This window comes from Salmonella enterica subsp. arizonae, assembly GCF_008692845.1.
GTDB lineage: Bacteria > Pseudomonadota > Gammaproteobacteria > Enterobacterales > Enterobacteriaceae > Salmonella > Salmonella arizonae.
Genome location: NZ_VXJW01000002.1, coordinates 44103 through 70112, shown reverse-complemented (window position 1 = coordinate 70112; position 26010 = coordinate 44103). Strand labels below are relative to the sequence as shown.

The 26010-nt window shown below is 52.4% G+C and carries 22 protein-coding genes; 8 read left to right on the top strand and 14 right to left on the bottom strand.

Annotated elements, in window-relative coordinates:
- The first annotated feature begins 41 nt into the window (after positions 1-41).
- On the top strand, positions 42-2186 hold the full coding sequence (dinG, locus tag F4V61_RS04920) for an ATP-dependent DNA helicase DinG (protein WP_080160861.1): 2145 nt from the start codon (positions 42-44) through the stop codon (positions 2184-2186).
- 29 nt (positions 2187-2215) lie between these two features.
- A complete protein-coding gene (gene ybiB / locus F4V61_RS04915) occupies positions 2216-3184 on the top strand; it encodes a DNA-binding protein YbiB (RefSeq protein WP_000386507.1) in 969 nt (322 codons plus the stop codon).
- Positions 3185-3346: 162 nt separating this feature from the next.
- On the opposite strand, the gene ybiJ is transcribed toward ybiB, so the two are convergent.
- Together ybiJ and F4V61_RS04905 are read right to left on the bottom strand one after the other, a co-directional pair.
- The gene (gene ybiJ / locus F4V61_RS04910) at positions 3347-3607 is read right to left on the bottom strand and encodes a DUF1471 family protein YbiJ (RefSeq protein ID WP_080160860.1); all 261 of its coding nucleotides are present in this window, start codon (positions 3605-3607) and stop codon (positions 3347-3349) included.
- 284 nt (positions 3608-3891) lie between these two features.
- The gene (locus tag F4V61_RS04905) at positions 3892-4158 is read right to left on the bottom strand and encodes a DksA/TraR family C4-type zinc finger protein (RefSeq protein WP_000146325.1); all 267 of its coding nucleotides are present in this window, start codon (positions 4156-4158) and stop codon (positions 3892-3894) included.
- A 204-nt stretch (positions 4159-4362) separates the two neighbouring features.
- On the opposite strand from F4V61_RS04905, the gene rlmF reads away from it, so the two are divergent.
- A complete protein-coding gene (gene rlmF / locus F4V61_RS04900) occupies positions 4363-5289 on the top strand; it encodes a 23S rRNA (adenine(1618)-N(6))-methyltransferase RlmF (RefSeq protein WP_001275971.1) in 927 nt (308 codons plus the stop codon).
- Here rlmF and ybiO read toward each other — a convergent pair.
- From ybiO to rhtA, 6 genes are all read right to left on the bottom strand, one after another.
- Positions 5286-7508: a mechanosensitive channel protein gene (ybiO, locus tag F4V61_RS04895; RefSeq protein ID WP_079835549.1), complete on the bottom strand. Its 2223-nt coding sequence runs from the start codon at positions 7506-7508 to the stop codon at positions 5286-5288. The two genes, rlmF and ybiO, sit on opposite strands and share 4 nt — an antisense overlap.
- A 118-nt stretch (positions 7509-7626) precedes the next feature.
- Positions 7627-8349, bottom strand: coding sequence for a glutamine ABC transporter ATP-binding protein GlnQ (gene glnQ / locus F4V61_RS04890; RefSeq protein ID WP_000569091.1), 723 nt, complete (start codon positions 8347-8349; stop codon positions 7627-7629).
- A complete protein-coding gene (gene glnP, locus F4V61_RS04885) occupies positions 8346-9005 on the bottom strand; it encodes a glutamine ABC transporter permease GlnP (RefSeq protein WP_001159073.1) in 660 nt (219 codons plus the stop codon). Before glnP ends, glnQ begins: the two co-directional genes overlap by 4 nt.
- 166 nt (positions 9006-9171) lie before the next feature.
- Positions 9172-9918 carry a glutamine ABC transporter substrate-binding protein GlnH gene (glnH, locus tag F4V61_RS04880; RefSeq protein WP_000836099.1) on the bottom strand — a complete coding sequence of 249 codons (747 nt, stop codon included), beginning with the start codon at positions 9916-9918 and terminating at the stop codon, positions 9172-9174.
- 489 nt (positions 9919-10407) lie between these two features.
- Positions 10408-10911: a DNA starvation/stationary phase protection protein Dps gene (gene dps / locus F4V61_RS04875; RefSeq protein ID WP_000100803.1), complete on the bottom strand. Its 504-nt coding sequence runs from the start codon at positions 10909-10911 to the stop codon at positions 10408-10410.
- Positions 10912-11211: 300 nt separating this feature from the next.
- Positions 11212-12099: a threonine/homoserine exporter RhtA gene (rhtA, locus tag F4V61_RS04870; protein WP_001119552.1), complete on the bottom strand. Its 888-nt coding sequence runs from the start codon at positions 12097-12099 to the stop codon at positions 11212-11214.
- Between the two features lie 352 nt (positions 12100-12451).
- Between rhtA and ompX the strand changes: the two genes are divergently transcribed.
- Entirely contained in the window at positions 12452-12967 is a 516-nt protein-coding gene (gene ompX / locus F4V61_RS04865) for an outer membrane protein OmpX (RefSeq protein ID WP_000716761.1), read from the top strand.
- A 61-nt stretch (positions 12968-13028) separates the two neighbouring features.
- Here the strand turns inward: ompX and F4V61_RS04860 are convergent, their stop codons facing one another.
- Both F4V61_RS04860 and mntS read right to left on the bottom strand, forming a co-directional pair.
- On the bottom strand, positions 13029-14609 hold the full coding sequence (locus F4V61_RS04860; protein ID WP_080160859.1) for a phosphoethanolamine transferase: 1581 nt from the start codon (positions 14607-14609) through the stop codon (positions 13029-13031).
- A gap of 265 nt (positions 14610-14874) precedes the next feature.
- Positions 14875-15003 carry a manganase accumulation protein MntS gene (gene mntS / locus F4V61_RS04855; protein ID WP_001001755.1) on the bottom strand — a complete coding sequence of 43 codons (129 nt, stop codon included), beginning with the start codon at positions 15001-15003 and terminating at the stop codon, positions 14875-14877.
- A gap of 185 nt (positions 15004-15188) precedes the next feature.
- On the opposite strand from mntS, the gene mntR reads away from it, so the two are divergent.
- Complete coding sequence (mntR, locus tag F4V61_RS04850; RefSeq protein WP_079781079.1) at positions 15189-15662, top strand: manganese-binding transcriptional regulator MntR; 474 nt, start codon at positions 15189-15191, stop codon at positions 15660-15662.
- Positions 15659-16771, top strand: a complete 1113-nt coding sequence (locus F4V61_RS04845) for an anion transporter (protein ID WP_079827912.1) — start codon at positions 15659-15661, stop codon at positions 16769-16771. Before mntR ends, F4V61_RS04845 begins: the two co-directional genes overlap by 4 nt.
- A gap of 54 nt (positions 16772-16825) precedes the next feature.
- Here the strand turns inward: F4V61_RS04845 and ldtB are convergent, their stop codons facing one another.
- A complete protein-coding gene (gene ldtB, locus F4V61_RS04840; RefSeq protein WP_001056397.1) occupies positions 16826-17746 on the bottom strand; it encodes a L,D-transpeptidase in 921 nt (306 codons plus the stop codon).
- A gap of 219 nt (positions 17747-17965) precedes the next feature.
- Between ldtB and F4V61_RS04835 the strand changes: the two genes are divergently transcribed.
- Positions 17966-19561: an ABC-F family ATPase gene (locus tag F4V61_RS04835; RefSeq protein WP_000961439.1), complete on the top strand. Its 1596-nt coding sequence runs from the start codon at positions 17966-17968 to the stop codon at positions 19559-19561.
- A 64-nt stretch (positions 19562-19625) separates the two neighbouring features.
- On the opposite strand, the gene F4V61_RS04830 is transcribed toward F4V61_RS04835, so the two are convergent.
- Together F4V61_RS04830 and F4V61_RS04825 are read right to left on the bottom strand one after the other, a co-directional pair.
- Positions 19626-21989, bottom strand: a complete 2364-nt coding sequence (locus F4V61_RS04830; protein ID WP_079781081.1) for a glycoside hydrolase family 31 protein — start codon at positions 21987-21989, stop codon at positions 19626-19628.
- 14 nt (positions 21990-22003) lie between these two features.
- Positions 22004-23305 (bottom strand): MFS transporter, encoded by a 1302-nt coding sequence (locus F4V61_RS04825; protein WP_079781082.1) that lies wholly within the window; start codon positions 23303-23305, stop codon positions 22004-22006.
- 297 nt (positions 23306-23602) lie between these two features.
- Here F4V61_RS04825 and F4V61_RS04820 point away from each other — a divergent pair, with 297 nt between their 5' ends.
- Positions 23603-24676, top strand: a complete 1074-nt coding sequence (locus tag F4V61_RS04820) for a LacI family DNA-binding transcriptional regulator (RefSeq protein WP_080160858.1) — start codon at positions 23603-23605, stop codon at positions 24674-24676.
- Here the strand turns inward: F4V61_RS04820 and F4V61_RS04815 are convergent.
- On the bottom strand, positions 24673-25938 hold the full coding sequence (locus F4V61_RS04815; protein WP_080160857.1) for a DUF1479 domain-containing protein: 1266 nt from the start codon (positions 25936-25938) through the stop codon (positions 24673-24675). The genes F4V61_RS04820 and F4V61_RS04815 overlap by 4 nt on opposite strands.
- Positions 25939-26010: the final 72 nt, after the last annotated feature.

The window sequence follows — 26010 nt, the reverse complement described above, 5'->3', positions numbered from 1 at the left end:
GACACAATAGTGGCTGTTTATACAGTATTTCAGGTTTTCTCATGGCATTGACCGCTGCGCTGAAAGCGCAAATAGCCGCCTGGTATAAGGCGCTTCAGGAGCAGATTCCCGACTTTATTCCCCGTGCGCCGCAGCGGCAGATGATTGCTGACGTCGCTAAAACGCTGGCCGGGGAAGAAGGGAGACATCTGGCTATTGAAGCGCCGACCGGCGTCGGGAAAACCCTCTCCTATCTTATTCCCGGCATCGCCATTGCCCGTGAAGAGCAAAAAACGCTGGTGGTCAGTACCGCTAACGTGGCGTTACAGGATCAGATCTTTAGCAAGGATCTACCGCTGCTGCGAAAAATCATTCCCGATCTGCGCTTTACCGCCGCCTTTGGCCGCGGGCGTTACGTGTGTCCGCGAAACCTGGCGGCGCTGGCCAGTAGCGAGCCTGCGCAGCAGGATCTGCTCGCTTTTCTTGATGACGAACTGACGCCCAATAATCAGGAAGAGCAAAAGCGCTGCGCCAGGCTGAAAGGAGATCTCGACAGCTATAAATGGGATGGTCTACGGGATCATACCGATATTGCTATTAACGACGAGCTATGGCGGCGATTAAGTACCGATAAAGCTAGCTGTCTGAACCGCAACTGTCATTATTACCGCGAATGCCCATTCTTTGTCGCCCGGCGTGAAATACAGGAAGCGGAGGTCGTGGTAGCGAATCACGCGCTGGTGATGGCGGCGATGGAAAGCGAAGCCGTGTTGCCGGAACCAAAGCATCTGCTGTTGGTACTGGATGAAGGTCATCATCTGCCCGATGTCGCTCGCGACGCGCTGGAGATGAGCGCGGAAATTACCGCTTCCTGGTATCGCCTGCAACTGGATCTGTTTAGCAAACTGGTAGCGACCTGCATGGAGCAATTTCGCCCTAAAACCCCGCCGCCGCTAGCGAACCCTGAGCGACTTAACGCCCATTGCGAGGAGGTCTACGAACTGATCGCCTCGCTCAATGGCATTCTTAATCTGTATATGCCCGCGACGCAGGAAGCGGAGCACCGTTTTGCGATGGGCGAGCTGCCTGATGAGGTCATGGCGATCTGTCAGCGGCTGGCAAAGCTGACCGAAACGCTGCGCGGGTTGGCGGAATCCTTCCTTAACGATCTTAGCGATAAAACGGGGTCGCACGATATTGTGCGTTTGCATCGGATAATTTTACAGATGAACCGGGCGCTGGGAATGTTCGAGGCGCAAAGCAAATTATGGCGGCTGGCTTCAATGGCGCAGTCTTCGGGCGCGCCAGTGTCCAAATGGGCGACGCGCGAGGTGCGGGACGGGCAAATGCATGTCTGGTTCCATTGTGTGGGCATCCGCGTCAGCGATCAGTTGGAAAAGCTGCTATGGCGTAGCGTACCGCACATTATTGTCACCTCGGCGACACTGCGCTCGCTCAATAGCTTTTCGCGCCTGCAGGAAATGAGCGGCTTAAAAGAAAAAGCCGGCGACCGCTTTGTGGCGCTGGATTCGCCGTTTAATCATGTGGCGCAGGGGAAACTGGTGATTCCTCAGATGCGCTATGAACCCACCATTGATAACGAAGAGCGGCATATTGCCGAAATGGCGGCCTACTTTCGCGAGCAACTGGAGAGCAAAAAGCATCACGGTATGCTGGTGCTATTCGCCAGCGGACGGGCGATGCAGCGTTTTCTGGAGCATGTCGCTGATTTGCGCTTACTCCTCTTAGTCCAGGGTGATCAGCCGCGTTATCGGCTGGTGGAACTGCACCGTAAGCGGGTGGAGAGCGGCGAACGCAGCGTGCTGGTTGGACTTCAGTCTTTTGCCGAAGGCCTGGATCTTAAAGGTGAGCTACTGACTCAGGTCCATATCCATAAAATTGCTTTTCCGCCGATCGATAGCCCGGTCGTGATCACTGAAGGCGAATGGCTAAAAAGCCTGAACCGCTATCCGTTTGAGGTACAAAGCTTACCGAGCGCGTCATTTAATTTAATTCAGCAGGTGGGGCGGTTGATCCGTAGCCACGGCTGTCGGGGAGAAGTGGTCATTTATGATAAGCGCTTGTTGACCAAAAACTACGGGCAGCGTCTACTGAATGCCTTACCTGTTTTTCCGATAGAGCAGCCTGCTATGCCAGACGTTATAGTAAAACCAAAAGCAAAACCTGCACGCCGCCGACGGCGTTAATGCTGTGAGCACACTTCAAGGAGCTTTCAATGGATTATCGCAAGATCATCAAAGAGATCGGGCGAGGTAAAAATCACGCCCGCGATCTGGATCAGGATACCGCGCGCGGTTTGTATACCCGAATGCTGAATGGCGACGTCCCCGACCTGGAAATGGGCGGTATATTGATGGCGCTGCGTATTAAAGGCGAAGGCGAAGCCGAAATGCGTGGATTTTATGACGCTATGCAACACCATACCTTCCGTTTGACGCCGCCTGTGGCTAAACCGATGCCGGTCGTTATTCCCAGCTACAATGGCGCGCGTAAACAGGCCAACCTGACGCCGCTACTGGCTATTTTATTGCACAAGCTTGGATTTCCCGTTGTGGTGCATGGCGTGAGCGAAGATCCTGGGCGAGTGTTGACCGAAACGATTTTTGCGCTGATGGGGGTGATGCCCACATTGCACGCCGGGCAAGCGCAGGCCAAACTGGATGGGCACCAGCCGGTTTTTGTCCCGGTAAGCGCGCTCTGTCCGCCGCTGGAAAAACAACTGGCGATGCGCTGGCGGATGGGCGTGCGCAACAGCGCGCATTCGCTGGCCAAGCTGGCGACGCCATTTGCTGAGGACGCGGCGCTGCGTTTATCGAGCGTTTCTCATCCTGAATATATACCGCGTGTGGCGACCTTTTTTAGCCGCGTTGGCGGGCGAGCTTTGTTGATGCATGGCACCGAAGGCGAAGTCTATGCCAACCCGCAACGCTGTCCGCAAATCAGCCTGATTGATAGCCGCGGCGTGCAGGTATTACATGAGCGTCAGAGCGACACGCACGACAAGTCGCTTTCAATGCCTGCGAATAAAGATCCTGAAGTCACCGCGCGCTGGATTGAGCGTTGTCTTGCCGGGCGTGAACCGGTGCCGCAATCATTAAAAACGCAAATGGCCTGTTGTCTGGTTGCGACGGGAGAGGCCGCTACGTTAGAAGACGGGCTTGCGCGAGTCGCACAGACTTTTTAGCGAATAAAAAAAGCCCGTCCAGAGGTGGACGGGCAAATAAGGGTAACAAACAGGGTTAATGAGGGTTAGAGCAGTGGGTCTGTTGGCAAACAGACGAGGGTCGTTCCTGTCAGAATTCAGACAACAGCGTTGTTACAGCCTGAAATCTGACGGACAGATAAATCATTTATAAATCACCGCAGTGCCGCTCATTTTGTCATTACCAACGGCGGAGGTGATGTTATAAGCGCTTGCGCCAGCGGCGGCGGCTTTTTCGGCCAGTTTAGCCTCAAGACCATCCAGCGTGGTGGCGCCGTCGGCAGACACTACGCCGATTTTGTGCAGGTTTTGCGTTTGGGACGCGCTAACCGGCTCTGCGGCAAAAACGCCAAAAGAAAGGGTAGAAAGCGCGATAGCTGCAACAGCATATTCAATGGTTTTCATGGTTCATCTCTCGCAGTTTATTCTGTCTATGGGACGTTGTTCCGTCGATGTGATGAGTATCACGGTTTTTTGCGAAAGATAAAATCGAATAGAATTGACGGCTTTGCTCAAAATTTTTGAATGACAAATAACCTATTGATTATTAATTAATTCAACGGTGCAGTTTACCGTTCTTGTCACCCGGCTTTACAGAGTCGAAGTTAATGGCACATTTTGCGACGCAGAACGCTAAAAAGCATGAGAGTAAAGGAATGGATAATAATGGTGATTTGGGTAAAGAAAAGTCAGCGTAACTGGCTGTCCTTTGAACCCCTGCGATTATATCCTGAAAATGTTGCATTATGTAAATCTTTCTCCTGTTGGCAGGAGACGCATAACCGAACGCCGGGTACGGCTTTACGCCGCGCTTCGGGAATAGGGTCGCCGCAAGTTTCGCATTCATAGAGACTTTCGCCGTGCGGAAGTTCGCCGCGAGCGCGGGCGACGGCATCTTCAATAGTATTGTTGATTTGTTCATTCACTGCGTCATCTTTTGCCCAGCCGGATGCCATCACGTTCTCCTCATTGTATCGGTACACGTTTTAAGTGTAGCGTTGTCAGACTCGAAAATCGCATCGCGCGATCTTTTCAGACCATAAGAAGGGCAAATAATATTTAGGTATCAGATGAAACGAGCGAGGCAGGGAATTCGCGTTGGTATATTTACCTCGTGGCGTTATACGGGTATCTTACGCCGCTGCTAAAAGGAGAATGCCATGTCCGCCCAGAAACCGGGGTTACACCCGCGCAACCGCCATCAACACCGTTATGATCTCGCCGCACTGTGTCAGACCACGCCGGAATTGACGTCCTTTCTTACCCGCACGCCCGCAGGTGAACAGAGCGTTGATTTTGCCAATCCGCAAGCGGTAAAAGCGCTCAATAAGGCATTGCTGGCGCATTTTTATGCCGTCACACACTGGGACATTCCGCAAGGGTTTTTATGTCCGCCGGTGCCTGGTCGTGCGGATTATATTCACCATCTGGCGGATCTGCTTGGCGAAACGACAGGGAGTATTCCGGTGCAGGCAAATATTCTGGATGTGGGCGTGGGGGCTAACTGTATTTATCCGCTTATCGGCGCATATGAATATGGCTGGCGATTTACCGGCAGTGAAATCAGCGAAGCGGCGATGTCCAGCGCGCAGGCTATCATTCAGGCAAATACGGGGCTAAGCCGCGCGATTCGTCTGCGTCGTCAAAAAGATTCGACGGCCATTTTTACCGGCATCATTCATAAAAATGAATACTATGACGCAACGCTTTGTAACCCGCCGTTTCACGATTCCGCCGCCGCGGCCCGCGCGGGCAGCGAGCGTAAGCGTCGCAATCTGGGGCAGAAGAGAGACGATGTGCTAAACTTTGGCGGCCAACAGCAGGAGTTATGCTGTGAAGGCGGTGAAGTTACATTTATTAAAAAAATGATTGCTGAAAGCCAAACCTTCCGTCGTCAGGTATTGTGGTTTACGACGTTGGTGTCGCGCGGTGAGAATTTACCGCCGCTTTACCGGGCGCTGACGGAGGTGGGCGCGGTGAAGGTAGTGAAAAAAGAGATGGCCCAGGGGCAAAAGCAAAGCCGCTTTATTGCCTGGACCTTTATGGATGATGACCAGCGTCGCCGTTTTATCACCCGTAAACGCTAAATCGTCGGTTCGCGTGGCGGCAATGAATCAGGCAATGGACCGCCAACGGGAGCGGGCAGAATCTGATACGTTTGCACCGGCGCGCGGACATTGGCGAGATCAAAATGCTTTTTCACCTGGCTATCAAGAGCAAAACGTACCGTCCACTGCTTGAGCGGTAGCGTGGTGAATGATACGCGTAAGGTAAACGCCGTGTTCGTTAAACCGACAATACCGGCGAACGTGGGTTCGCCAATAATCAGTCCGCGAATATCCTCCGTTTGCATCAGGGCCGTCACCGCGTCTTTCAGCGCCTGATTCGCTTTATCCGCATCCTCATGGCGATCCACATCATAGTTGGCGACAACAGAGCCGATACCCCGCACAAAGTTGGCGAAAGTGGTGATAGAGGACCACGGAATAATATGGTATGCCCCGGTATCCTGCCGTACACCGACGGAACGAATCGACATTCTTTCGACCGTCCCCGTTAGTGGACCTATGGTGACTAAATCGCCGGTATTCATCCCGTTTTCAAATTGGATAAAGACGCCGGTAATAATATCTTTCACCAGTGTTTGCGATCCGAAAGAGATCGCCAGGCCTAACGCACCCGCGCCAGCCAGCAATGGCGCGATATTGACGCCGATTTCCGATAACACAATCATGATGGTAATGGTGCTGATGATCACCGCCAGCGCATTGCGAAACAGCGTCAGCAGGGTGCGCGTGCGGGCGCTGGGTAACGGGCGACCATGAATATCGGAGGCCAGGCGATTCTCGATCAGGCTGGCGAGAATCGTCCAGCCCACGGCGGAGAAGAATAAGATCAACGCGATACGGATAAGGATATCGACCATCTTTTCCCCGGCGCCATAATGTAGCCAGTGCCAGAAATCGAATAGCCCCCAGGCGTTGAGCAATAGCATGACGGTGACGCAGACGGTCAGAAAGCGTGCGACTTTCAGCGCCGAGGAGAGCCAGCCGTTAAGCCGCTTTTGTAGTTCCGGGTAATTGCGTTGCGTATGGGGCGACAGGGTGATGGTTTTCGCTATCCAGCGGGTAAACATGCCGGAGATAAACGCAGCGATGCCAATAATCGCCAGACTACGGACGGTCGCGCCCATCATAAACTTCAGGCTATTGCCAGGATCGAATAACGAAAAGAAAAACAGCACGATAAAGTAAGCGCTGGCCAGCCAGTGCCACACCAGCGCGAAGGCGCGGATAAACAGGCTAAAAAAGGCTAATGACCGTTCTGCCAGATTTAACAAATGTTGCGTAATCTCAGCTTTGTTTCTAAAGATCAGGTATAGCGCCCAGATAGTGATGCAGAGCATGATCGCCACATTAGCCATCGCGCCAACCTGAACATTCACCTGGTTTGAAATAATCGGAACGGCAACAATTAGCCCGTAGCCAATCAAACTGCTAAGCGAACTCATACGGCGATTCCAGTAACGGGCTGTCGCGTCCTGAATGGTAAATGGACGTAATTCCGGTACATTAGGGCAAAAAATAAGCCGCAGAATCGCTTTAAAGAACTCTATCAGCGCGAAGGCATTCAGGAACAGGCTTTGCTGAAAAGCGATGGTTCGACTTCCGGCATGAAAATTATCACTGAGCATTTGACCGATAAATAATGTCAGCGCCAGTAGCAGGAGATCGATAATAAACGCGCCGGCGATCATCGCCGGAAGTTGCAGCCAGTTGCTGCGCTCACGGTTTTTCTTTCGCGCCCACAGGCCCATTTTTCGATATAACGGCAGGGCGCAAAGCCGTATCACGCTATAAAAACCAAATACCGCGACTGCCAGAAATAAAAAGTGGGATAACGCGTTGGTGAAAGTTTGCGAGTTAAACGGCTTGTGCGGCGCATCGGTGATGTTGCGATAAAGCTGGGCGAAACGGGTGGCGAAAGCGTCGCCGTACTGGCGGGTGAGGGTGGTGACGTTCTCCAGTACCGTTTTTTCATCTTTGGCCGCAGGCGGCGCAAACGCCGGTTCGGTCGGCGGCGTGGTTGAAGATTCGCGTAGCTGCGCTATCAATTCATTACGTGAAGCCTCGTTCTCCAGAACGTCAGCCAGGGCTACGTAGGCCGCTTTTTTTTGCTCAGTATTGGGCTCCGGCGCTGTCGCTGTCTGCTGGCTGGTTGATGTCCCCGTGGTCACGCTGGGTATGGCGACGGAATGGGCAGGAGCGCCCAGTAGACAAAAAAAGATGAACAGGGTCCACCGCATGACTCCTCCAGTGAGAAAAGAGACGCAAAACACTAAGTATAGATGGCGCAGAGGAGGGAAAATGAAATGGGATTATTCCATGATACCCTCCCTGCCGCAGGGCCGGGAGGGCGATATATCAGGAGACGTGCTGTAAAAATTCCTGTAAACGTGGACTTGGCGGATTTTTGATCAGCGCCTGTGGGCTGCCATCTTCGGCAATACGACCTTTATCGATGAAAATCAGCCGCGAGGCGACTTTTTCGGCAAAGCCGATTTCGTGAGTGACAATAACCATGGTCATGCCTTCTTCCGCCAGATCCTGCATGACTTTCAGCACTTCATGGCGCAGTTCAGGGTCCAGGGCGGAGGTTGGCTCGTCAAATAGCATCATTTTCGGCTTCACTGCCAGCGCACGGGCGATGGCGACGCGCTGTTGCTGGCCGCCGGAAAGCTCTGAGGGGTAGTGGTGCGCCCGTTCCGCCAGCCCAACTTTCGCTAACAGTTCTTTCGCCTGTTTTTCCGCTTCTTCTTTCTTTGCGCCGCGCACGCGCAAAGGGCCGAACATAACATTTTCGAGCGCGGTCAGATGCGGAAACAGATAAAACTGTTGAAACACCATGCCGGCTTCCTGGCGAATCAGCCGCTCGTCTACTTTAGGATCGTTAACTTTCAAACCATCGACAATCAGGTCGCCGGACGTGATCTCTTCCAGTTTGTTGATACAGCGCAATAAAGTGGATTTACCCGAACCGGAAGGGCCGATGATTACAACCACTTCGCCCTGACGGATGTTTAAATCAATGTTATGCAGCACCTGGGTTGGGCCAAAGTGCTTGGAGACGTTTTTAAATTCAATCACAGGATTTTCATCCTTCTTTCAAGACGACGCAAAATAAAGCTCAGCACCAGCGTAATAATCAAATAGAAGACCGCTACGGCGCTCCAGATTTCCAGAGCGCGAAAATTACCGGCAATAATTTCCTGGCCCTGACGGGTCAGCTCGGCTACGCCGATAACAATAAACAACGAAGTGTCTTTGATGCTAATGATCCACTGGTTTCCCAGCGGTGGCAGCATACGGCGCAGAGCAAGCGGTAAAATCACATGGCGGATGGTTTCCCGGCGCGAAAGGCCCAGCGCCAGACCCGCTTCGCGGAAGCCTTTGTGAATTGATAGCACTGCGCCACGGGTAATTTCCGCGATATAAGCGCCCGAGTTTATCATTATCGTCACGACCGCCGCGCTGAACGGGTCAATACGTAAATCATTAAATGCCATCGGCAGGGCAAAGTAGATAAACATGACCTGGACAACGATAGGCGTGCCGCGAATAATTTCAATGAAAATCAGGGCGATGTGGTTGGCGAACCAGCCGCCAAACGTGCGGGCAAAACCTGCTGCCAATCCAATCACCAGGCCGCCAGCCAGACCGAGGATCGAGATCCACAGGGTCATTTTAGCGCCTTCAAGTAAAAGCGGAATGGCGGGCCAGATGGCGCTCCAGTCAAACTGCATATGTCGTTCCTGTTACCGTGGTGTAAATAGTCAAATGCCCTATCGGGTGCGGATATGGTGTGAAAACCGCAGGCATATTGCCTGATGGCGACGCCGTGGCGTTTTATCCGTCCGTAGACCCGGTGAGTGTCCTCACTACCGGGCCATAAGCCCATATCAGGCCGTTTTATTTAGGTTCTGTGCCGAACCACTTTTTGTAGATTTCGTTATAGGTGCCGTTTTCGCGCAGCGTTTTCAGCGCGCCGTTGACTTTCTCGCGCAGTTCATTGCTGCCTTTCGGGAAGGCAATCCCGTATTGCTGTGCTTCCAGCGATTCGCCGACCGACTTGAACTGTCCGTTGCCTGCGGTTTTGATAAAGTACAGGATGTTAGGCGTATCGTGCAGAACGGCGTCTGCGCGGTTGGTGCCTAATTCCATATACGCGTTATCGATGTTCGGGAACTGACGCAGATCCTTGGTTTTGATATTTGCTTTCGCGTAATCCACTGACCCGGTACCGCTCTTCACGGCAACGACTTTGCCATCGAGATCTTTAACGCTTTTAATATCGTTATTGTTGGCTTTAACCATCACGAGCAGGCCGCTTTTGTAGTAGCCATCGGAAAAGTCGATTGCTTTTTTACGTTCGTCTGTAATCGTAATACCCGCCAGCGCCAGATCGATGTTTTTAGTTTGCAGCGCCGGAATAATGCCGCTGAAATCCATCGGCTTCAGGGTGTAGTCCAGCTTCAATTCTTTCGCGATAGCGGCCCACAAATCAATATCAAAGCCAACGTATTTGTCGCCCTGTTTAAATTCAAACGGGACGAATGCCGTATCGGTTGCCACAACGAGTTTCTTATCCGCGGCGTGAGAAGACACCGCAAAAGCCAGGGTGAGTGCAGCCAGTGAAACTTTTAATATAGACTTCATAGCATTTCCTTTTCTATCCACGGGGCGATCCCCTGCGAGAGCATTTAGCGTAATGAAAGAATCATGCCAATTTTGTAACCCGTTGTTTTAACAGTGGGATGAATTATTCCTGTACACAATAAATCGGACAAAGTCAGCATGCTGCACTGTTTTGGGGCACTGATTTAGTGCGTAAATAACAACATACAAGCACAAGGTCTATTTAGCGTAAAACTTGTTGCTAAAACAATCTTTAGTTAACGATTGTGTGAGGTGATTATTACAAATAATTCACTTTTTGCGAGAGGCGTACAAGAAGTGCGCACTATTTAAGTGCAAAACCCCTGCGACAGGCAGGGGTTATAGGGATTACTTATATACCCGTTATATATCAATTTGCATCTGCCTTGACTCGACTCGCTCGCCCAGTCACCTACGAAAGCCCGGCCTCCGGAGATTCGCTGCGCCTACGCCTTACTGCAACTCGACTTATTCAGGGTAAAGATATGTTTATTCGATGTTGGATTCGATAAACCACAAGAATTTATCGAGGTCGCGTGATGCGGCGGTAAAGATATCGGCAGTGTCTTCATCTTTTGCTTCACCGATAGCTTTGCGAACATCATTAGCAACAACGGCATAGCGATCAGCGAGCTCTTTTAAGTGATCCTGCACGTTATGAATATCGAGCGGATAGCTTTTCAGCGGGGTTTTACTGTTAATAACTTGAGTGGTACCTAACGCCACACCGCCAAGCTGCACTGCGCGCTCGGCCATGGTATCCAGATGATCGGTCAGTGCGGCACGGAAGCCATCCAGCATTTCATGTACGGCAATAAAGTTAGCACCGCGCATATTCCAGTGGGCCTGTTTCGTGATCAGCGACAGGTCAATGAACTGGATCACCTGACGATTAAGCAACTCAACCGTCGCTTTTTTATCGCTCTCTGATACATCGTTGCGGGTATAAAGCAGATTAGACGCTTTTGTTTTTACCAGTTTAGCGGTACTCATAATCTCATATCCTCTTGATGTTTGTGTCCCAGGCAATTAACGAAACTAAGTATAGCATCGGTTTTTCACTTTGCTTTTTGAATTTACCTATCAATTTAATAGCACAGATAAGCTTTAATATTGATTTTTATTTACAATCAATTGGTTATATAAAGGTGTTGTTTGGCGAGTAATAATTCTTATTTTAATGTGAAAATGAGAAAAAATATGTCAAAAAATGACGTGGCAATATAGCGATAATAATGGATGAATCAAGAGATGATATTCTGCATGATTATGCACATCATGCAAAATAAGCAACTATTTTACATCAACCTGTTTAATTTGCGGTTCACGTCGAATCGTTAGAGTAGACCCCATAGAGGCGGCAATGATGGCACACAGGGCCATGATTTGTACGCCCGTAAGCGTTTCGCCCAGAAAAATCATTCCGGAAACGGCGGCAAGCGCGGGTTCCATGCTCATCAGCGTACCGAAAGTGCGGGTAGGCAGCCGTGTCAGCGCAATCATTTCCAGGGAATAAGGCAGCGCTGTAGAAAGTAAAGCTACCGCTAACCCTAAGGGAAGAATCGACCAGTGCCATAGCGCGTCGCCAGCCTGAACTGCGCCAATCGGCACGAAAATGATGGCCGCAATCAGCGAGCCTACCGCTACCGTAGCCGGACCATGTTCCGCGCCTGCCCGTTGACCGGTAAGTATATAGACAGCCCAACAGGCGCCTGCGCCGAGCGCCAGCGCGGCCCCGGTAAGATCAACGTGAGACACATCTTGTCCTAATGGCAGCAGGAACCAGAGCCCAAGCACTGCCAGTACGACCCAAATAAAATCTACTGGTCGCCGGGATGAAAACAGCGCGACCGCAAGCGGACCGGTGAATTCCAGTGCGACCGCAATACCCAACGGTACCGTTTGAATCGACAGATAGAATAGATAGTTCATCCCGCCCAGCGACAGACCATAAAACAGTAGAGGCAGCCGCTGTGCTTTTGCAAAACGCAAACGCCAGGGTTTGAAAAAGGCAATAAGAATAAGCGTTCCCAGTGCCAGACGAAGCGCCGTTACGCCCGGCGCGCCGACAAGAGGAAACAACGATTTCGCCAATGAAGCGCCACTCTGAATAGAGGACATGGCAATGAGCAAAACCAAAATGGGCAACCAGACTGGTAGTTTACGTGTCGACCCCGGCATCCTTTCTCCTGTCAAAAAATGTCAGTACGAGTAAAGGTGGCAGTGTAATGGAAATTCCCCACGGCAGTTCAGGATTCGTTGAAAAAAATTCTCACGATTCCATAAAATGAACTTAAATTGATGAATAAATAGACTGATGGTTTAGGAATAATCTGGATGAATGTATCGCGCCGCACGCGCATTATTGGTGCAATTAACTGGAAAAGTGATGCTAATTGAATAAGATAGCGAGGTGTGGAAATGTTCTGTTACATGAAAGGCGCCTTTAGACACCGTGAATTGCAAAGAGTTTCCCATTAATTTTTGATATATTTAAAACTTAGGACTTACTTAAAGCACATTTGAGGTGGTTATGAAAAAAATTGCATGTCTTTCAGCACTGGCCGCTGTTCTGGCTTTTTCCGCAGGTTCTGCAGTAGCGGCTACTTCTACCGTTACCGGTGGTTACGCTCAGAGTGATGCGCAGGGCGTAGCGAACAAAATGAACGGTTTCAACCTGAAGTATCGTTACGAGCAGGATGACAACCCGCTGGGCGTAATCGGTTCCTTCACCTACACCGAAAAAGATCGTACTAACGGTGCGGGCGATTACAACAAAGGTCAGTACTACGGCATCACTGCCGGCCCGGCTTATCGTCTGAACGATTGGGCGAGCATTTACGGTGTAGTCGGTGTGGGTTACGGTAAATTCCAGACTACCGACTACCCAACTTACAAACATGACACCAGCGATTATGGCTTCTCCTATGGCGCTGGTCTGCAATTCAACCCGATGGAAAATGTTGCGCTGGACTTCTCTTACGAGCAGAGCCGTATTCGTAGCGTTGACGTTGGCACCTGGATTGCTGGCGTAGGTTACCGCTTCTAATCACTTCGGTGAAAATGAAAAATCCGCCTTTCGGGGCGGATTTTTTTGCCTGGAGCGTGCATTATTTTAGTGAAAAAACATCGGTGTCCAGATGGTTATAGCTCACCTTCTGCAATTTGAAATTGGTAATATAAACGGGCCCGGCCTTTTGTTCCGAAATAAATCGATAGTGATGTTTGATCTCCGTGGCGCTAATTCCCGTCCATTGCGAGAAAAAACTCAGGAAATCGTTCGCGGAACGGCGAGCATTAATGATCCGATGCGTTTTACTGTCGCTGGATAACACCATAAACGGCACCTGAAAGTTCTGCTGAAATTTGTCGTCATGCGCCAGGTACTGCACCGCTTTGCCGCGCTCTTTAAACGCCAGTCCGTGGTCAGAGAAATAGACCAGCGAAAAACTGTCGCCGCTATGACGAAGCTGAGTATAGAGTTGACGGAGCAAATCGTCGGTTTGCGTCATCGTATATAAATAACAAGACGTCTCTTTCGACTGGACAAACGTCGCGTATTTTCCCTGAGTGCGGTCGCAGGCCTGGGGATGTGACCCCATTAAATGCAACACAATCAACTGCGGTTGCGTGCGTTCTGTCGCCAATACCTGCGCTGTCATTGTTAACAGAGCGTCGTCGCGAGTATTTTTATCCGCCTCAAAATCGCCGTTTTTCAGGAAATGCGCTTCATCGGCGCGTTTGGCGATGCTGGCGATGGCGGTGTCGTATTCGCCGATTTGCCCCTGATTGGAAAACCACCATGTCTGAAAACCGGCACGGTTAGCCAGCGTGATAATATTATCCTGATATTGCGGTTTGTTATCCACCACGCGGTTGAGCGTTAAGCCGAGCGATTTTTGCGTGGAGCCGCTGGCGGCGATGTAATCCATAAAGAAATCGCCATTAATATGACTGGCGAAGGGCGTATTATCCCAGTGACCGCCGAAGACGCCCATCGCATCCCGCCGAGCGCTTTCACCAATTACCACGACATAGATGTGATATCTGGGTTTCACTGCGGTAACGGTCCAGCTATCTTTTATGCCGGATAGCTGCGCCATACGGTGCTGCTCTTCAATGACTTCGTTGTTATTGACGATAACGTCTTTGGCGAAGCGAAAAACCGGGTAGCCGGCATCAATAATCTTAAAAACGCCGCCCCAGGCCAGATTTTGTACCGGCGCGACGAAAAATGCCGCGACGCTGATCAGCAGGCACAGGCTGTCGAGGCTATTCCAGCGCGGCCTGACCTCTTCTTTTCGGCGGCGAAGCGCAATAATACCCAGCGCAAAAATAAAAAGTCCGGTCAGGTAGCTATACCACGGGAAGATGGTCAGGATTTCGCTCGACTCTTCCATGTTGGTGGAGTGCAGCGCCAGTAAAGTATTAAAGTTCGGCGCGCCGTAAGCCTGGCCAAATGGAAAATAGAACGCGGCCGTCAGCGAACAGATACCGAGTAGCGCTTTTTGTCCGCGGGGCAGGTAGCGCCAGAGCAGCAGCAATAGGCAGGTAAACGCCGCAGTATAAAGTAGGCTAAAGGGGTAGCCGAGCGCGAGGTTAATCAGCAGCGACTGTAAAAAGTAGAGGCCCGTCCAAGGGCTTACAGCCTGACGGCGGGCCAGAAGTGAATCGATAAGGGTTGAATTCATATGCCACTATTGCAAAAACGCCATGTGCTAACCCTGGCGCGAAGGGTCATTACTTGCCTGATTATGCGTAAAAAAGCGTATTGGGTTCGCAACGGCGAGTCGCAAAATATTCAGAGCTGCCAGAAGATAGAGCGAGCGGATTAGAAGGTCAACCGCCGGGAAGAAAATGTTTTGCGAAGAGAATAACAAAACCACAAAAAAACAGGGGAAATGAGTGCTATTTCCTTTGAGGATGCAAAATAACGCGGTGTACCGCGACGCCGCGTTATTTCGTTGAGGGGTTATCCTGCTCCGGTTTGCCGTTGATCATATCGCACAGCATAGAAAGCAGCATTAACCGGACCTTAAAGGGAGAGTGACTAAACACGCGTATACACCTCTTAAATTCGTTCATCTAAACCTCCTGATGTTTCTATCCCATCGATCCGTGAGGGATGTCTGCATTACATACAGATATAGCACAGGCTATGTTTTATAGCTATTGCTAAAACGTTAATTTTTTGTGCCCGGACAACTCTGGTTTACAATGACCGCTCTGTCGGCTGACGCGTTAACGCGTCACAGAAACGAGGAAGCAAAATGAGTCGTCGCGCAGGTACGCTAACAACAAAAAAAGTGACGCAATTGGTAAACGTAGAAGAACATGTTGAAGGATTTCGTCAGGTCAGAGAAGCGCATCGCCGTGAGTTGATAGACGACTACGTTGAGTTGATTTCCGATTTAATTATTGAAGTAGGGGAAGCGCGTCAGGTGGATATGGCGGCGCGGCTCGGCGTTTCCCAGCCGACCGTGGCCAAAATGCTTAAACGCCTGGCATCGTTAGGACTCATTCAAATGATCCCCTGGCGCGGCGTTTTTCTGACACCAGAAGGGGAGAAGCTGGCGCAGGAAAGCCGCGAGCGGCATCAAATTGTAGAAAATTTTTTGCTGGTGTTAGGCGTAAGCCCGGAAATTGCGCGTCGTGATGCGGAAGGGATGGAACATCATGTTAGCCAGGAAACACTGGATGCTTTTTTGGCGTTCACGCAACAGCATGGAACGCCCGCAGAATGAATCTGGCTTTTTTACGGGCGTTGCGGCGTGAGCGCTTTTTTCAGTTGTTGATCATCGTTGGTATTGCGTTAAGTCTGTTTGTCCCTTTTGCGCCTCGCGCCTGGCCTGATGCAATTGACTGGCACACCATTATTACACTCAGTGGCTTAATGTTGCTCACTAAAGGCGTTGAGCTGAGCGGCTATTTTGATGTGCTGGGACGTAAGATGACGCGCCGATTTCATACCCAGCGGCAACTGGCGATGTTCCTGGTACTGGCTGCGGCGGCGCTGTCGACCTTTCTGACAAACGATGTCGCGCTGTTTATCGTTGTACCGCTGACGATAACGTTGAAAAAACTGTGCGCGATTCCGGTCAACCGGTTGATTATTTTTGAAGCGTTGGCGGTGAACGCCGGTTCGCTGCTGACGCCTGTCGGTAATCCGCAAAATATCCTGCTGTGGGGACGATCTGGTTTAACCTTTGCTGAATTTAGTGGGCAAATGGCGCCGCTTGCCGTCATGATGATGCTGACGTTACTGCTCCTGTGCTGGTTTTGTTTTCCGGGCAGGGCGTTACAGTATCATACTGGAACGCGTTCGCCGCAGTGGCAGCCCCGTCTGGTGTGGAGTTGCCTGGGATTATATGTCGTTTTTCTTACCGCGCTTGAGCTCAGGCAGGAGCTATGGGGACTGGTGCTGGTGGCGGCCGGGTTTATTGTGCTGGCGCGTAGGGTGATAGTCAGCGTGGACTGGACGCTGCTGCTGGTATTTATGGCGATGTTTATTGATGTCCATCTGCTAACGCAATTGCCGGCGTTGCAGGGCGTTTTCAACCAGGTTGGCGCATTGTCTCATCTGGGTCTTTGGCTAACCGCTATCGGCCTGTCGCAGGTTATCAGTAATGTACCCAGTACCATTCTCCTGCTGAACTATGTGCCAGCCTCGGCGCTGCTGGCGTGGGCGGTGAATATCGGTGGTTTTGGTCTGTTGCCGGGGTCGTTGGCAAATCTCATTGCCTTACGGATGGCGAACGATCGCCGAATCTGGTGGCGATTCCATTTTTATTCGCTGCCGATGCTCGCGTGGGCGGCGCTGGGGGGATATGAATTATTGCAACTGGTGTCGTGAGAGAAGCCCGATAGTGTCTATCGGGCTTCGTAGTCCGGGGATGGCGCTAGCTAATCAGTTCAGACGAACCGGCATCCCGGAACGATCCTGAACCGCCTGTTGTACGACGGTCTGATCAACGTCAGGCTCGTTGGTGACGGCCAGGATGCTCTTATTGAGTGTGATCGGCACCTCTTCTTTGCCTTCAAACTGTGCTTCCGTCGTTGACAGCGGGTTATGCACTTCAATGTAACGGCTGCCGTCCGGCTCGGTGGTGGCTTTTACCGGTTCATCGATAAACTGCACGCGGGTGCCGACCGGCACATTTTCAAATAGGAATTTGATATCGTCGTTGCGCAGGCGCACGCAGCCGTGGCTCACGCGAAGCCCGATGCCGAAGTTGGCGTTGGTGCCGTGAATAGCATACAGGCGACCAATGTACAGCGCGTACAGCCCCATCGGGTTATCTGGACCCGCAGGCACAACGGCAGGCAACGGTTCGCCAGCAGCGGCGTATTCAGCGTGCATTTTTGCCGTTGGCGTCCAGGTCGGGCCCGCTTTTTTACGTTCGACTTTGGTTGTCCAGTTGATAGGCGTGTCTTTACCTAACTGACCGATACCGATCGGCAGGACGATAACGGTGTTCGTGCCTTTTGGATAGTAATAGAGGCGCATTTCCGCGCTATTAATGATAATGCCTTCGTGTACGGTATCCGGCAGAATGAGCTGTTGCGGAATGTTCAGCACCGTACCGCCCTTCGGCAGGAAGGTATCCACGCCTGGGTTGGCTTCCAGCATGTTGGACAGCCCCATCTGATACTCCGCGGCAAAATACTCCAGCGGTTGGGTATTGCCTTCCGGAACGGTGATGACCTGATTTTGCCCAATTAAGCGACTACCATCGGTAGGCAGCGGGTAAGTGACTGCTGAGGCTGTTTTACAAAAGCCAACTACAGCGAAAGCCGCCGCGAAAAGCGTTGTTAATTTCATATTCATGTTATGCGAGATTCTGTGCCAAGCAGGCTAATGGGTTGAGAATTTTGTCATGTTGGGAGCGCATTATAGGTGCATTCCAGTAAACAGGGAATTCAGATGTGTATGAAATCACGTTTTTTCCCCTTACGGTTCAGTGTAGCCCTTTGTCACAGGGCGCGATCTTATTTCAGACTTGTGGCATAATAAGCGGTTTGTCACATCTTTTTTCAGGATAAGCCTGTGTTAGTTTCCAGCAACGTTACCATGCAGTTCGGCAGTAAGCCGCTGTTTGAAAACATTTCCGTCAAATTTGGCGGCGGCAACCGTTACGGCCTGATCGGCGCCAACGGTAGCGGAAAGTCTACTTTTATGAAAATCCTCGGCGGCGACCTGGAGCCGACGCTGGGCAATGTTTCCCTCGATCCGAATGAGCGCATCGGTAAGCTGCGTCAGGATCAGTTCGCGTTTGAAGAGTTCACCGTACTTGATACCGTCATTATGGGGCATGGCGAGCTGTGGGAGGTCAAACAGGAGCGCGACCGTATCTACGCCTTGCCGGAGATGAGCGAAGAAGACGGCTATAAAGTCGCCGATCTGGAAGTAAAATACGGCGAGATGGACGGTTATTCCGCTGAGGCTCGCGCGGGCGAATTGCTGCTGGGCGTGGGCATCCCGCTGGAGCAGCATTACGGCCCGATGAGTGAAGTGGCGCCAGGCTGGAAATTGCGTGTGCTGCTGGCGCAGGCGTTGTTCTCTAACCCGGACATCCTGTTGCTCGACGAACCGACCAACAACCTGGATATCGATACTATCCGTTGGCTGGAGCAGGTGCTGAACGAACGCGACAGCACGATGATCATTATTTCGCATGACCGTCACTTCCTGAATATGGTGTGTACTCATATGGCGGATCTGGACTACGGCGAGCTGCGTATTTATCCGGGCAACTATGATGAATATATGACGGCGGCAACCCAGGCGCGTGAACGTCTGCTGGCCGATAATGCCAAGAAAAAAGCGCAGATTGCCGATCTGCAATCTTTCGTCAGCCGTTTTAGCGCCAACGCTTCTAAGTCGCGTCAGGCAACGTCGCGCGCGCGTCAGATCGATAAAATCAAGCTGGAAGAGGTGAAAGCCTCCAGCCGGCAGAACCCGTTCATTCGTTTTGAACAGGATAAAAAACTGTTCCGTAACGCTCTTGAAGTCGAAGCGCTGACGAAAGGCTTTGATAACGGTCCGCTGTTTAAAAATGTCAATTTGCTGCTCGAAGTCGGCGAGAAGCTGGCGGTACTCGGCACCAATGGGGTGGGTAAATCTACGCTGCTGAAGACGCTGGTTGGCGACCTGAACGCCGATCACGGCACCGTCAAATGGTCGGAAAACGCGCGTATTGGCTACTACGCGCAAGACCATGAATACGAATTCGAAAATGACCTGACGGTATTTGAATGGATGAGTCAGTGGAAGCAGGAAGGCGACGACGAGCAGGCAGTGCGCAGCATTCTGGGGCGTCTGCTATTTAGCCAGGACGATATCAAAAAGCCTGCGAAAGTGCTGTCCGGTGGTGAGAAGGGACGTATGTTGTTCGGCAAATTGATGATGCAAAAACCGAATATCTTGATCATGGACGAACCCACTAACCACCTGGATATGGAGTCGATCGAATCGCTGAACATGGCGCTGGAGCTGTATCAGGGCACGCTGATCTTTGTTTCACACGACCGGGAGTTCGTTAGCTCGCTGGCGACCCGCGTCATTGAAATTACGCCGGAGCGCGTGGTGGACTTCAGCGGCAACTACGAGGATTATTTGCGTAGTAAAGGGATTGAAAGCTAAAAACTGATGCGCTTACCGGGCCTACGTATCCTGACGCGTAGGTCCGGTAAGATGACAATATTGACTACCGTGCCCACTCACTCCTGTCTTCATTATTTACCCGCAGCTTGCGTTTTTCTCCAGGCGGTAATGATACCTGCAATGTTTGCCACGCTGGGCGATAATCGCCGCGCGCGTTTATCGTCAGATCAATCGTCGTGGCGGTACAGACCATCTCCCATTCCAGCCACAGCGCGTGACCTTTCTGATACCCCCATGACTCACCGTCATCCTCAAACAGCAACCCTGACGATACGCCTGCGCCTTTCACCGGGAACAGTTTTAGCTCACGCGAGGTATCTTTAGCCGCGTTCACGTAGGAGATACGATCGCTCAGCGGCAGTCCCGCCCCCGCGCGTACCAGCAGCGGCAGTTTTTCCAGCGGCGCGTCGACGATAATCCACTGACCGCCGCTGAACCACGCGCCGGTATAGAAATCATACCAGCCGGTTTGGTTGTCCGGCAGCCAGAGGCGGCGCTGACGTTCACCCGGTACGACGACACTTGCGACCAGAATATCGCGTCCCAGCAGGAAGTCGTCGCACTCCTCAAAAGTCTGCGCGTCGTGCTCGTGGTCGAGGAAAGTAGGGCGCAGCATCGGCTCGTCGTCGGTATGCGCCAGCCATAACAGGGTGTAGAAGTAGGGCAACAGACGGTAGCGTAGCTCAATGGCGCTACGAATGGCTGGCGTGACGCCCGGATACATCCACGGTTCGTTGACCGTATGGTCATCGTTCCACGAATGGATGGTAAAGCGCGGGTGCATCACGCCGTTCTGTACCCAGCGCACAAACAGCTCTGGGTCCGGTTTATCGCCGGAGAAACCGCCGACATCGTGGCCCAGGTTATACAGCCCGGAGAGGCTCATCCCCAAACCCATGCGAATGTTGTAGCGCAGGGTATCCCAACTGGTACGGTTATCGCCGCTCCATGTCTGTACGTAGCGCTGCATCCCGGCGCAGCCTGAACGGGAGATCAGATACGGGCGTTTTGTCGGCGCAAAGCGTTGCTGCGCTTCCATCGACGCGCGGATCATCAACAGCGGCATCACCGGGCGAATATGTTTAATGGCTATCTCATTGCCAAAGCCGTGGCAACGCGCTTCGCCGTCCCACACTTCAAACTCGTTGTTATCGTTCCAGGTGGCATCGATACCCATCTCCAGCAATTGCGTGGTCACTCCGTTCTGCCACCAGGCGACAGTTTGCGGGTTAGTAAAGTCGAGATTGGAACCTTCATCATCCCAGAAACTGGAGCGTTCCGGCGTATCGTTTTCGGAGTCGCGGATAAATAACCCTTGTTCCGCCACTTCGTGATAGCGCGGGTGATCCTGCAACAGGCACGGTTTGATGTTAGCCGCCAGATGTAGCCCCGCGTCGTGGAATGCCTGACTCATCACCTTCGGTTGCGGCACCTTGTCGTAGTTCCAGTTGAACACGTAGCGCTTGCCGTTAATCGAGGTATAACCTGAAGAGAGTTGGAAGGCATCACACGGAATGGCGTGTTCGTCGCACAGGCGAATAAAATTCATCAACTGGTTTTGCGCATCCGGCGCATCGGTGTAATGCATAGTCGAACCGCTGTAGCCCAGGCTCCACTTCGGCCCGAACAGCGTTTTCCCTGTCAGGCGAACAAAGGCTTTGGTGACGTCAAGCACACGCTCGCCGGTAAACAGGTAGTAGTCGATATCGCCCGCTTCCGCCTGCCAGCGACGGTAGGCGGCGTGGTAGTTATCAATTTCGTTGCCCAGATCCAGCCAGCAGCTACTGAGGTTGTCATAAAATAGCCCGAAGCTAACGTCATCGCGGCGGGTAATGGTAAACGGAATATGTTTATACAGCGGATCGGTGCTGACTGCGTTGTAACCCATCGCGTCAAGATTGCGCATCTCATAGCGTTTTCCGGTACGCTGCAGGTCGCCCGCTTTATCGCCCAAACCATAAAAACGCTCGTCCTTACGGCGGTGTTGATAGTGGGCCACGCCGTCGCCGTGGGCGTTCAGCAGATAGGCGCTGGTCGTGCGGTCGTTAACCAGTGGCTGCCACTTGCCTTCGTTATTGCGGTACTGCCACTCAATCCACAGCGGCTGGTGGACGGTAGCGCGCAGCGATTCGGTAGCGACAATCAGCGTGCCGTCCTGCTGGCGTAGTGTCCAGACGGGCAGGGTAAAGCCGCTGAGGTCTTCTCGCTTGCGGCCTTCCCACGGTACATCCTGCGCAGGAGCGATACTCCAGGTGCGGTCCAGCGCCAGTTCGCCTTTACGTTTTATCAGCACACGAAACAGATTTTCCTCCAGCACGTAAAGACACAGCGTATGCTGGCCGTCGACCAGCAGTTCAACGTGGTGGGGTAACTGTTTTTGTAATATCCAGTTCTTCAGTGTTTTCATATCTACATTCACTCTCAGGCGCGTTGTGCGCGACGTTCAGCAATAAAAGTAACCAGGAAGAAGGCGCCAATCAGATCGAAGAAGCCCATGGCGATAAACAGTGGGTTGAAGCCGATTTTGTCGGCCGTCACCCCGATAATCAGGGAAAACAGGAAGCTCGCGATCCATGCGGCAGAACCGCGCATACCGTTAACAGTTGCCATTTGTCCCTTATCGAACGACTCCACGACCAGCGCGCTTAACATGCAGGAGATGATCTGATGGCCGAAGCCGCCGATGGAGATCAGGATGATGGTGATATAAGGGCTTTTGGTGAAGGCGACTATCGCCAGTGAAATCATCAGAAATGCGCCGGTAACGGAGCTCGCGATGACTGAATTGATACGGGTACAACCGAAAATACGGGTATAGAGCCTGGTCAGATAACCACTGGCAACGCTACCGAGATCGGCGGCGAGGAATGGCAGCCAGGCGAACATGGCGATTTGCTTGAGATCCATACCCAGCTCTTTTGACAGATACAGCGGCACCCAGAAGCTCAGCACTGCCCAGGCAGGCTCCGCCATAAAAGCCGGGATGGCGATCCCATAGAAACGTTTATTCCTGGCGACCGTTTTCAGCGCAGTGAGGAACGGTAATTTTATCGCCGGGGCTTCCTTATCCTGGTGAATGTAGTCCAGTTCACTCTGGCTCAGGTTCGGGTGGTTATCCGGCGTGTTATAGAATATCCACCACAGTACGGCCCACAGCATCGCCAGTACGCCGGTAAACATAAACGCGCCCTGCCAGCCAAAAGATGCATGGGCAACGTAAATGATGGGCGGCGCCAACATTGCGCCGATCGAGAAGCCAACGCCCGCCCAACCCGACGCGATAGGGCGTTCGGATTTCGGGAACCATTCGCCAATGGTTTTAGCATTGGCCGGGGTCGCAGCCGCCTCCGCGCCGCCCATAAAAAAACGCAGAATAGCAAGCTGTAACCAGCTACCAGCGCCGGCATGAAGTAAGCAGGCCAGCGCCCACAATCCGGCGCAGATCATAAAGCCCAGTTTGAGGCCAATCACGTCAATTAGCCAACCGCATAGCGGCTGGAACAAGGTATAGGCTAGCTGGAACGCGCCGACAATCCACGAATACTGCTCGGTGGTGATCCCCAGACTGCTTTTCAGCTCCGGCGCCAGAATGCCCAGCGAATTGCGAGTGATGTAATTAACGGTGACGCCAAGCAAAAAGAGGATCAGCATCCACCAGCGCAGATTTTTTACTACGCGGCGGGGCTTGTTGGCGGCCATATCATTATTGATGCCCAAGCTCATAAGGGTCTCCACGGAATGGTATAAGGCGCGGCGGAACAGTTATTGAGAAAATTGTCACACCACATTGTTTAAGTTTTTGATTTTTTTGATTTATTTCTTAAGCCTTCCACCGTTTCTGGCGGGAGGTTGTTCTACCAGTTCACAATAAGAGAGTGAAAAAGCGCCGAAAAGCGGGTTTTGTGCACGTTTTTTCATCGCACGCTACGCTAGGGTACAAACACCTTTTTCAGGTCAGGCAAGCCGGGTTTTTTTGGCTATGAAATTTCTTTCATTTCTGAATTTGAAGTGGATCACAAAATGGAAAAGAAGCTGAAAATCGCAGAAATTGCCGCGCGCACCGGGCTGTCTTCCAGTACGGTGTCGCGCGTGCTGGCTGGGAAATCAAATACCAGCGTCCACGCGCGTAAAGAGGTTCTGACCTGCGCCCGCGAGTTGGGAGTCATGGAAGGTATGGCCGCAGGCCGCCTGTTGCTTAACAATTTGCTTGTTTTCGCGCCGCCGCGGGCGTTTGATGAGCGACTGGACATTTTTTACTACCGCGTAATCCAGAGCATCAGTAAAGCGCTCGCGCCGCATGAAGTACGCCTGCGCTACTGCGCGCTGGAAGAGAACGACAGTGACCCGGCGCTGTTTCTGGCCAGAATGAATGACGCGGAGACCCAGGCGGCGATCCTGATTGGCATTGACGATCCGCACATTCACGATCTGGCGGCGGATCTCGCTAAACCGTGCGTACTGATCAATTGTCGCGATGATCGGATGCGGCTGCCTTTAATTGCGCCAGACCATCGTCTGATTGGCGCTTTTGCCGCCCGCTATCTCTTTGAGATGGGACATCGGGAGGTGATGAACGTTATGTGCCTGCGCCGCTACACGATGGAACAGCGTCTGGCGGGTATTAAAGAGTCATGGCGGCAGCACAACCTGGATTTTCTGGACGAGCGAGATTTACTGAGTATCAGCAACTTCAGCGCTAAAGAAACGGAAGACAAGATTGGCGCCTGGCTGGATGTAGCCGATGGGAGGCGGTTACCGACCGCCTTGCTGGTCGGCGGTGATTTTATGGCGGCAGGCGCTATTAATGCGTTACGTCTTCGCGGCCTGCGCGTGCCGCAGGATGTTTCAATTATGAGTATTGACGCGTTTAATCTGGCGGCGATAGAAGATGTTCCACTTACGGCGGTGCACGTGCCACGCGACGAGTTGGGCGTGGAGGCGGTGCAGATGCTGCAACAGCGCCTAATTCGCCCCCATGCGCCCATCGGCTCGCTATTGTTGCATGGGCGTCTGGCGGTACGGGAGTCGGTACGACGGGTGCGCCCGGGGAAAGGGCACACCGTCGTCACAGATGAGGGGCTGTATGATAGTTAAATATCCATACCTAATGCCCGCTTGCCGTGAATATTCAGATCGCGTAGCGTGAAGCGCCCTTCCCAGGTTGTTTCATAGTCCTCACGCGGGAAATCGCCCGGTGACGCGCCGGTCTCCAGCGCGGCTTTTACCTTACGCGCATAAGCCAGATTCTTTTCGCACATCGGCGCGGCAGGAATGTACATCACATTGCCCCAGCCCTGCTGATTTTCGACGGGGGCGACGGAGTGGATGACATCGCAATGCCACCACACGGAATCCCCCGCTTCCAGCGGCGGAATGCTGGTTAACGCCGCCATCAGTAAAGGGTGCCAGCGTTCAGAAACCGGCAATACCCTACCCGGCGCGACGCCGCATAATTCATCTTCCGGTACGTCGTCCAGCAGCGGGCGCAGCAGGATATACGCCATCGCCTCCGGGATAGGAACGACGTGGAGCAACCCCTGACCGGGCAGCATATCGGAGAGCGCGGTCCAGCCCTGGAAGGTGCGAAATACCGAGCATTTTGTGGTGTTATCCACCGTATACTCTTCAACTTCGGTACGGTGCGCCGCATTCCACGGATCGTACTGCTCGACGTTGCCGTTAAACACGCTGGCGAATACCTGCTGATAGGCTGGCAGCAGCCAGCGCTCCAGCGCGCCGGAGTCAGTATGCGCTCCCAGTCCTTTGGATGTGGTGCCCGGCGGGCGGCGACGGATGCGATCCGGGTAAATGATGCTGATATCCGGATTAAACCATCGCTTGCCGTCGCGCTCTACCTGCCACAGACGGTTGAGGAACGACTGCGCCAGCGCCATCTCTTCACTTTGGCGGGCCTGCATTTGCGCCTGCGACCAGTAGACAGGATAGATTTCAGGCCGGGAGGCGCTCAGCGTGCCGAAAAAATTATCCCCCGGTCCTTTATACACCTCGTCAAAATGGTTCTTGTCCAGATAGTCGAGCATCGACTGGTCCCATGCCAGCGCTTGTTCGCGTGGAAAATGACCTTTAATCACCGCGCACCCGCGGCGCTTAACCTCGGCGCGGGCGGCATCGCTAATGTTGCCCATCGCCAGCTCGCTAAAAGGGATAATTGGCCATACCGGCTGTCCCTGCGCCTTCAGATCGTTAATTTCCGCCACCCTGGCTTCTATGGTGGCGCTCAGGCGGTCGAACACCGCCTGCACGTCGCCGATTTGCGCACGCAGCGCCTGCTTCATCTGACGAATAGCTGCTTTCGGGTCGGGGGGCAGCGTTTCGTGGGTAAAAGTAATTGTCATACCAACCTCACTAGCTTTCGTTCGAAAGTAAAATTTATTGCATGTGATACTTTAGGTTAAAATTAAGTTAAT

Coding starts and splice junctions, on each gene's coding strand:
- F4V61_RS04830 (WP_079781081.1), bottom strand. CDS start 21,989: ATGAAAACACTGAAGAACTGGATATTACAAAAACAGTTACCCCACCAC.
- ldtB (WP_001056397.1), bottom strand. CDS start 17,746: ATGAATATGAAATTAACAACGCTTTTCGCGGCGGCTTTCGCTGTAGTT.
- mntR (WP_079781079.1), top strand. CDS start 15,189: ATGAGTCGTCGCGCAGGTACGCTAACAACAAAAAAAGTGACGCAATTG.
- glnP (WP_001159073.1), bottom strand. CDS start 9,005: ATGCAGTTTGACTGGAGCGCCATCTGGCCCGCCATTCCGCTTTTACTT.
- mntS (WP_001001755.1), bottom strand. CDS start 15,003: ATGAACGAATTTAAGAGGTGTATACGCGTGTTTAGTCACTCTCCCTTT.
- glnH (WP_000836099.1), bottom strand. CDS start 9,918: ATGAAGTCTATATTAAAAGTTTCACTGGCTGCACTCACCCTGGCTTTT.
- ompX (WP_000716761.1), top strand. CDS start 12,452: ATGAAAAAAATTGCATGTCTTTCAGCACTGGCCGCTGTTCTGGCTTTT.
- ybiO (WP_079835549.1), bottom strand. CDS start 7,508: ATGCGGTGGACCCTGTTCATCTTTTTTTGTCTACTGGGCGCTCCTGCC.
- ybiB (WP_000386507.1), top strand. CDS start 2,216: ATGGATTATCGCAAGATCATCAAAGAGATCGGGCGAGGTAAAAATCAC.
- ybiJ (WP_080160860.1), bottom strand. CDS start 3,607: ATGAAAACCATTGAATATGCTGTTGCAGCTATCGCGCTTTCTACCCTT.
- rlmF (WP_001275971.1), top strand. CDS start 4,363: ATGTCCGCCCAGAAACCGGGGTTACACCCGCGCAACCGCCATCAACAC.
- rhtA (WP_001119552.1), bottom strand. CDS start 12,099: ATGCCGGGGTCGACACGTAAACTACCAGTCTGGTTGCCCATTTTGGTT.
- dps (WP_000100803.1), bottom strand. CDS start 10,911: ATGAGTACCGCTAAACTGGTAAAAACAAAAGCGTCTAATCTGCTTTAT.
- F4V61_RS04860 (WP_080160859.1), bottom strand. CDS start 14,609: ATGAATTCAACCCTTATCGATTCACTTCTGGCCCGCCGTCAGGCTGTA.
- F4V61_RS04815 (WP_080160857.1), bottom strand. CDS start 25,938: ATGACAATTACTTTTACCCACGAAACGCTGCCCCCCGACCCGAAAGCA.
- F4V61_RS04825 (WP_079781082.1), bottom strand. CDS start 23,305: ATGAGCTTGGGCATCAATAATGATATGGCCGCCAACAAGCCCCGCCGC.
- F4V61_RS04905 (WP_000146325.1), bottom strand. CDS start 4,158: ATGGCATCCGGCTGGGCAAAAGATGACGCAGTGAATGAACAAATCAAC.
- F4V61_RS04820 (WP_080160858.1), top strand. CDS start 23,603: ATGGAAAAGAAGCTGAAAATCGCAGAAATTGCCGCGCGCACCGGGCTG.
- F4V61_RS04845 (WP_079827912.1), top strand. CDS start 15,659: ATGAATCTGGCTTTTTTACGGGCGTTGCGGCGTGAGCGCTTTTTTCAG.
- dinG (WP_080160861.1), top strand. CDS start 42: ATGGCATTGACCGCTGCGCTGAAAGCGCAAATAGCCGCCTGGTATAAG.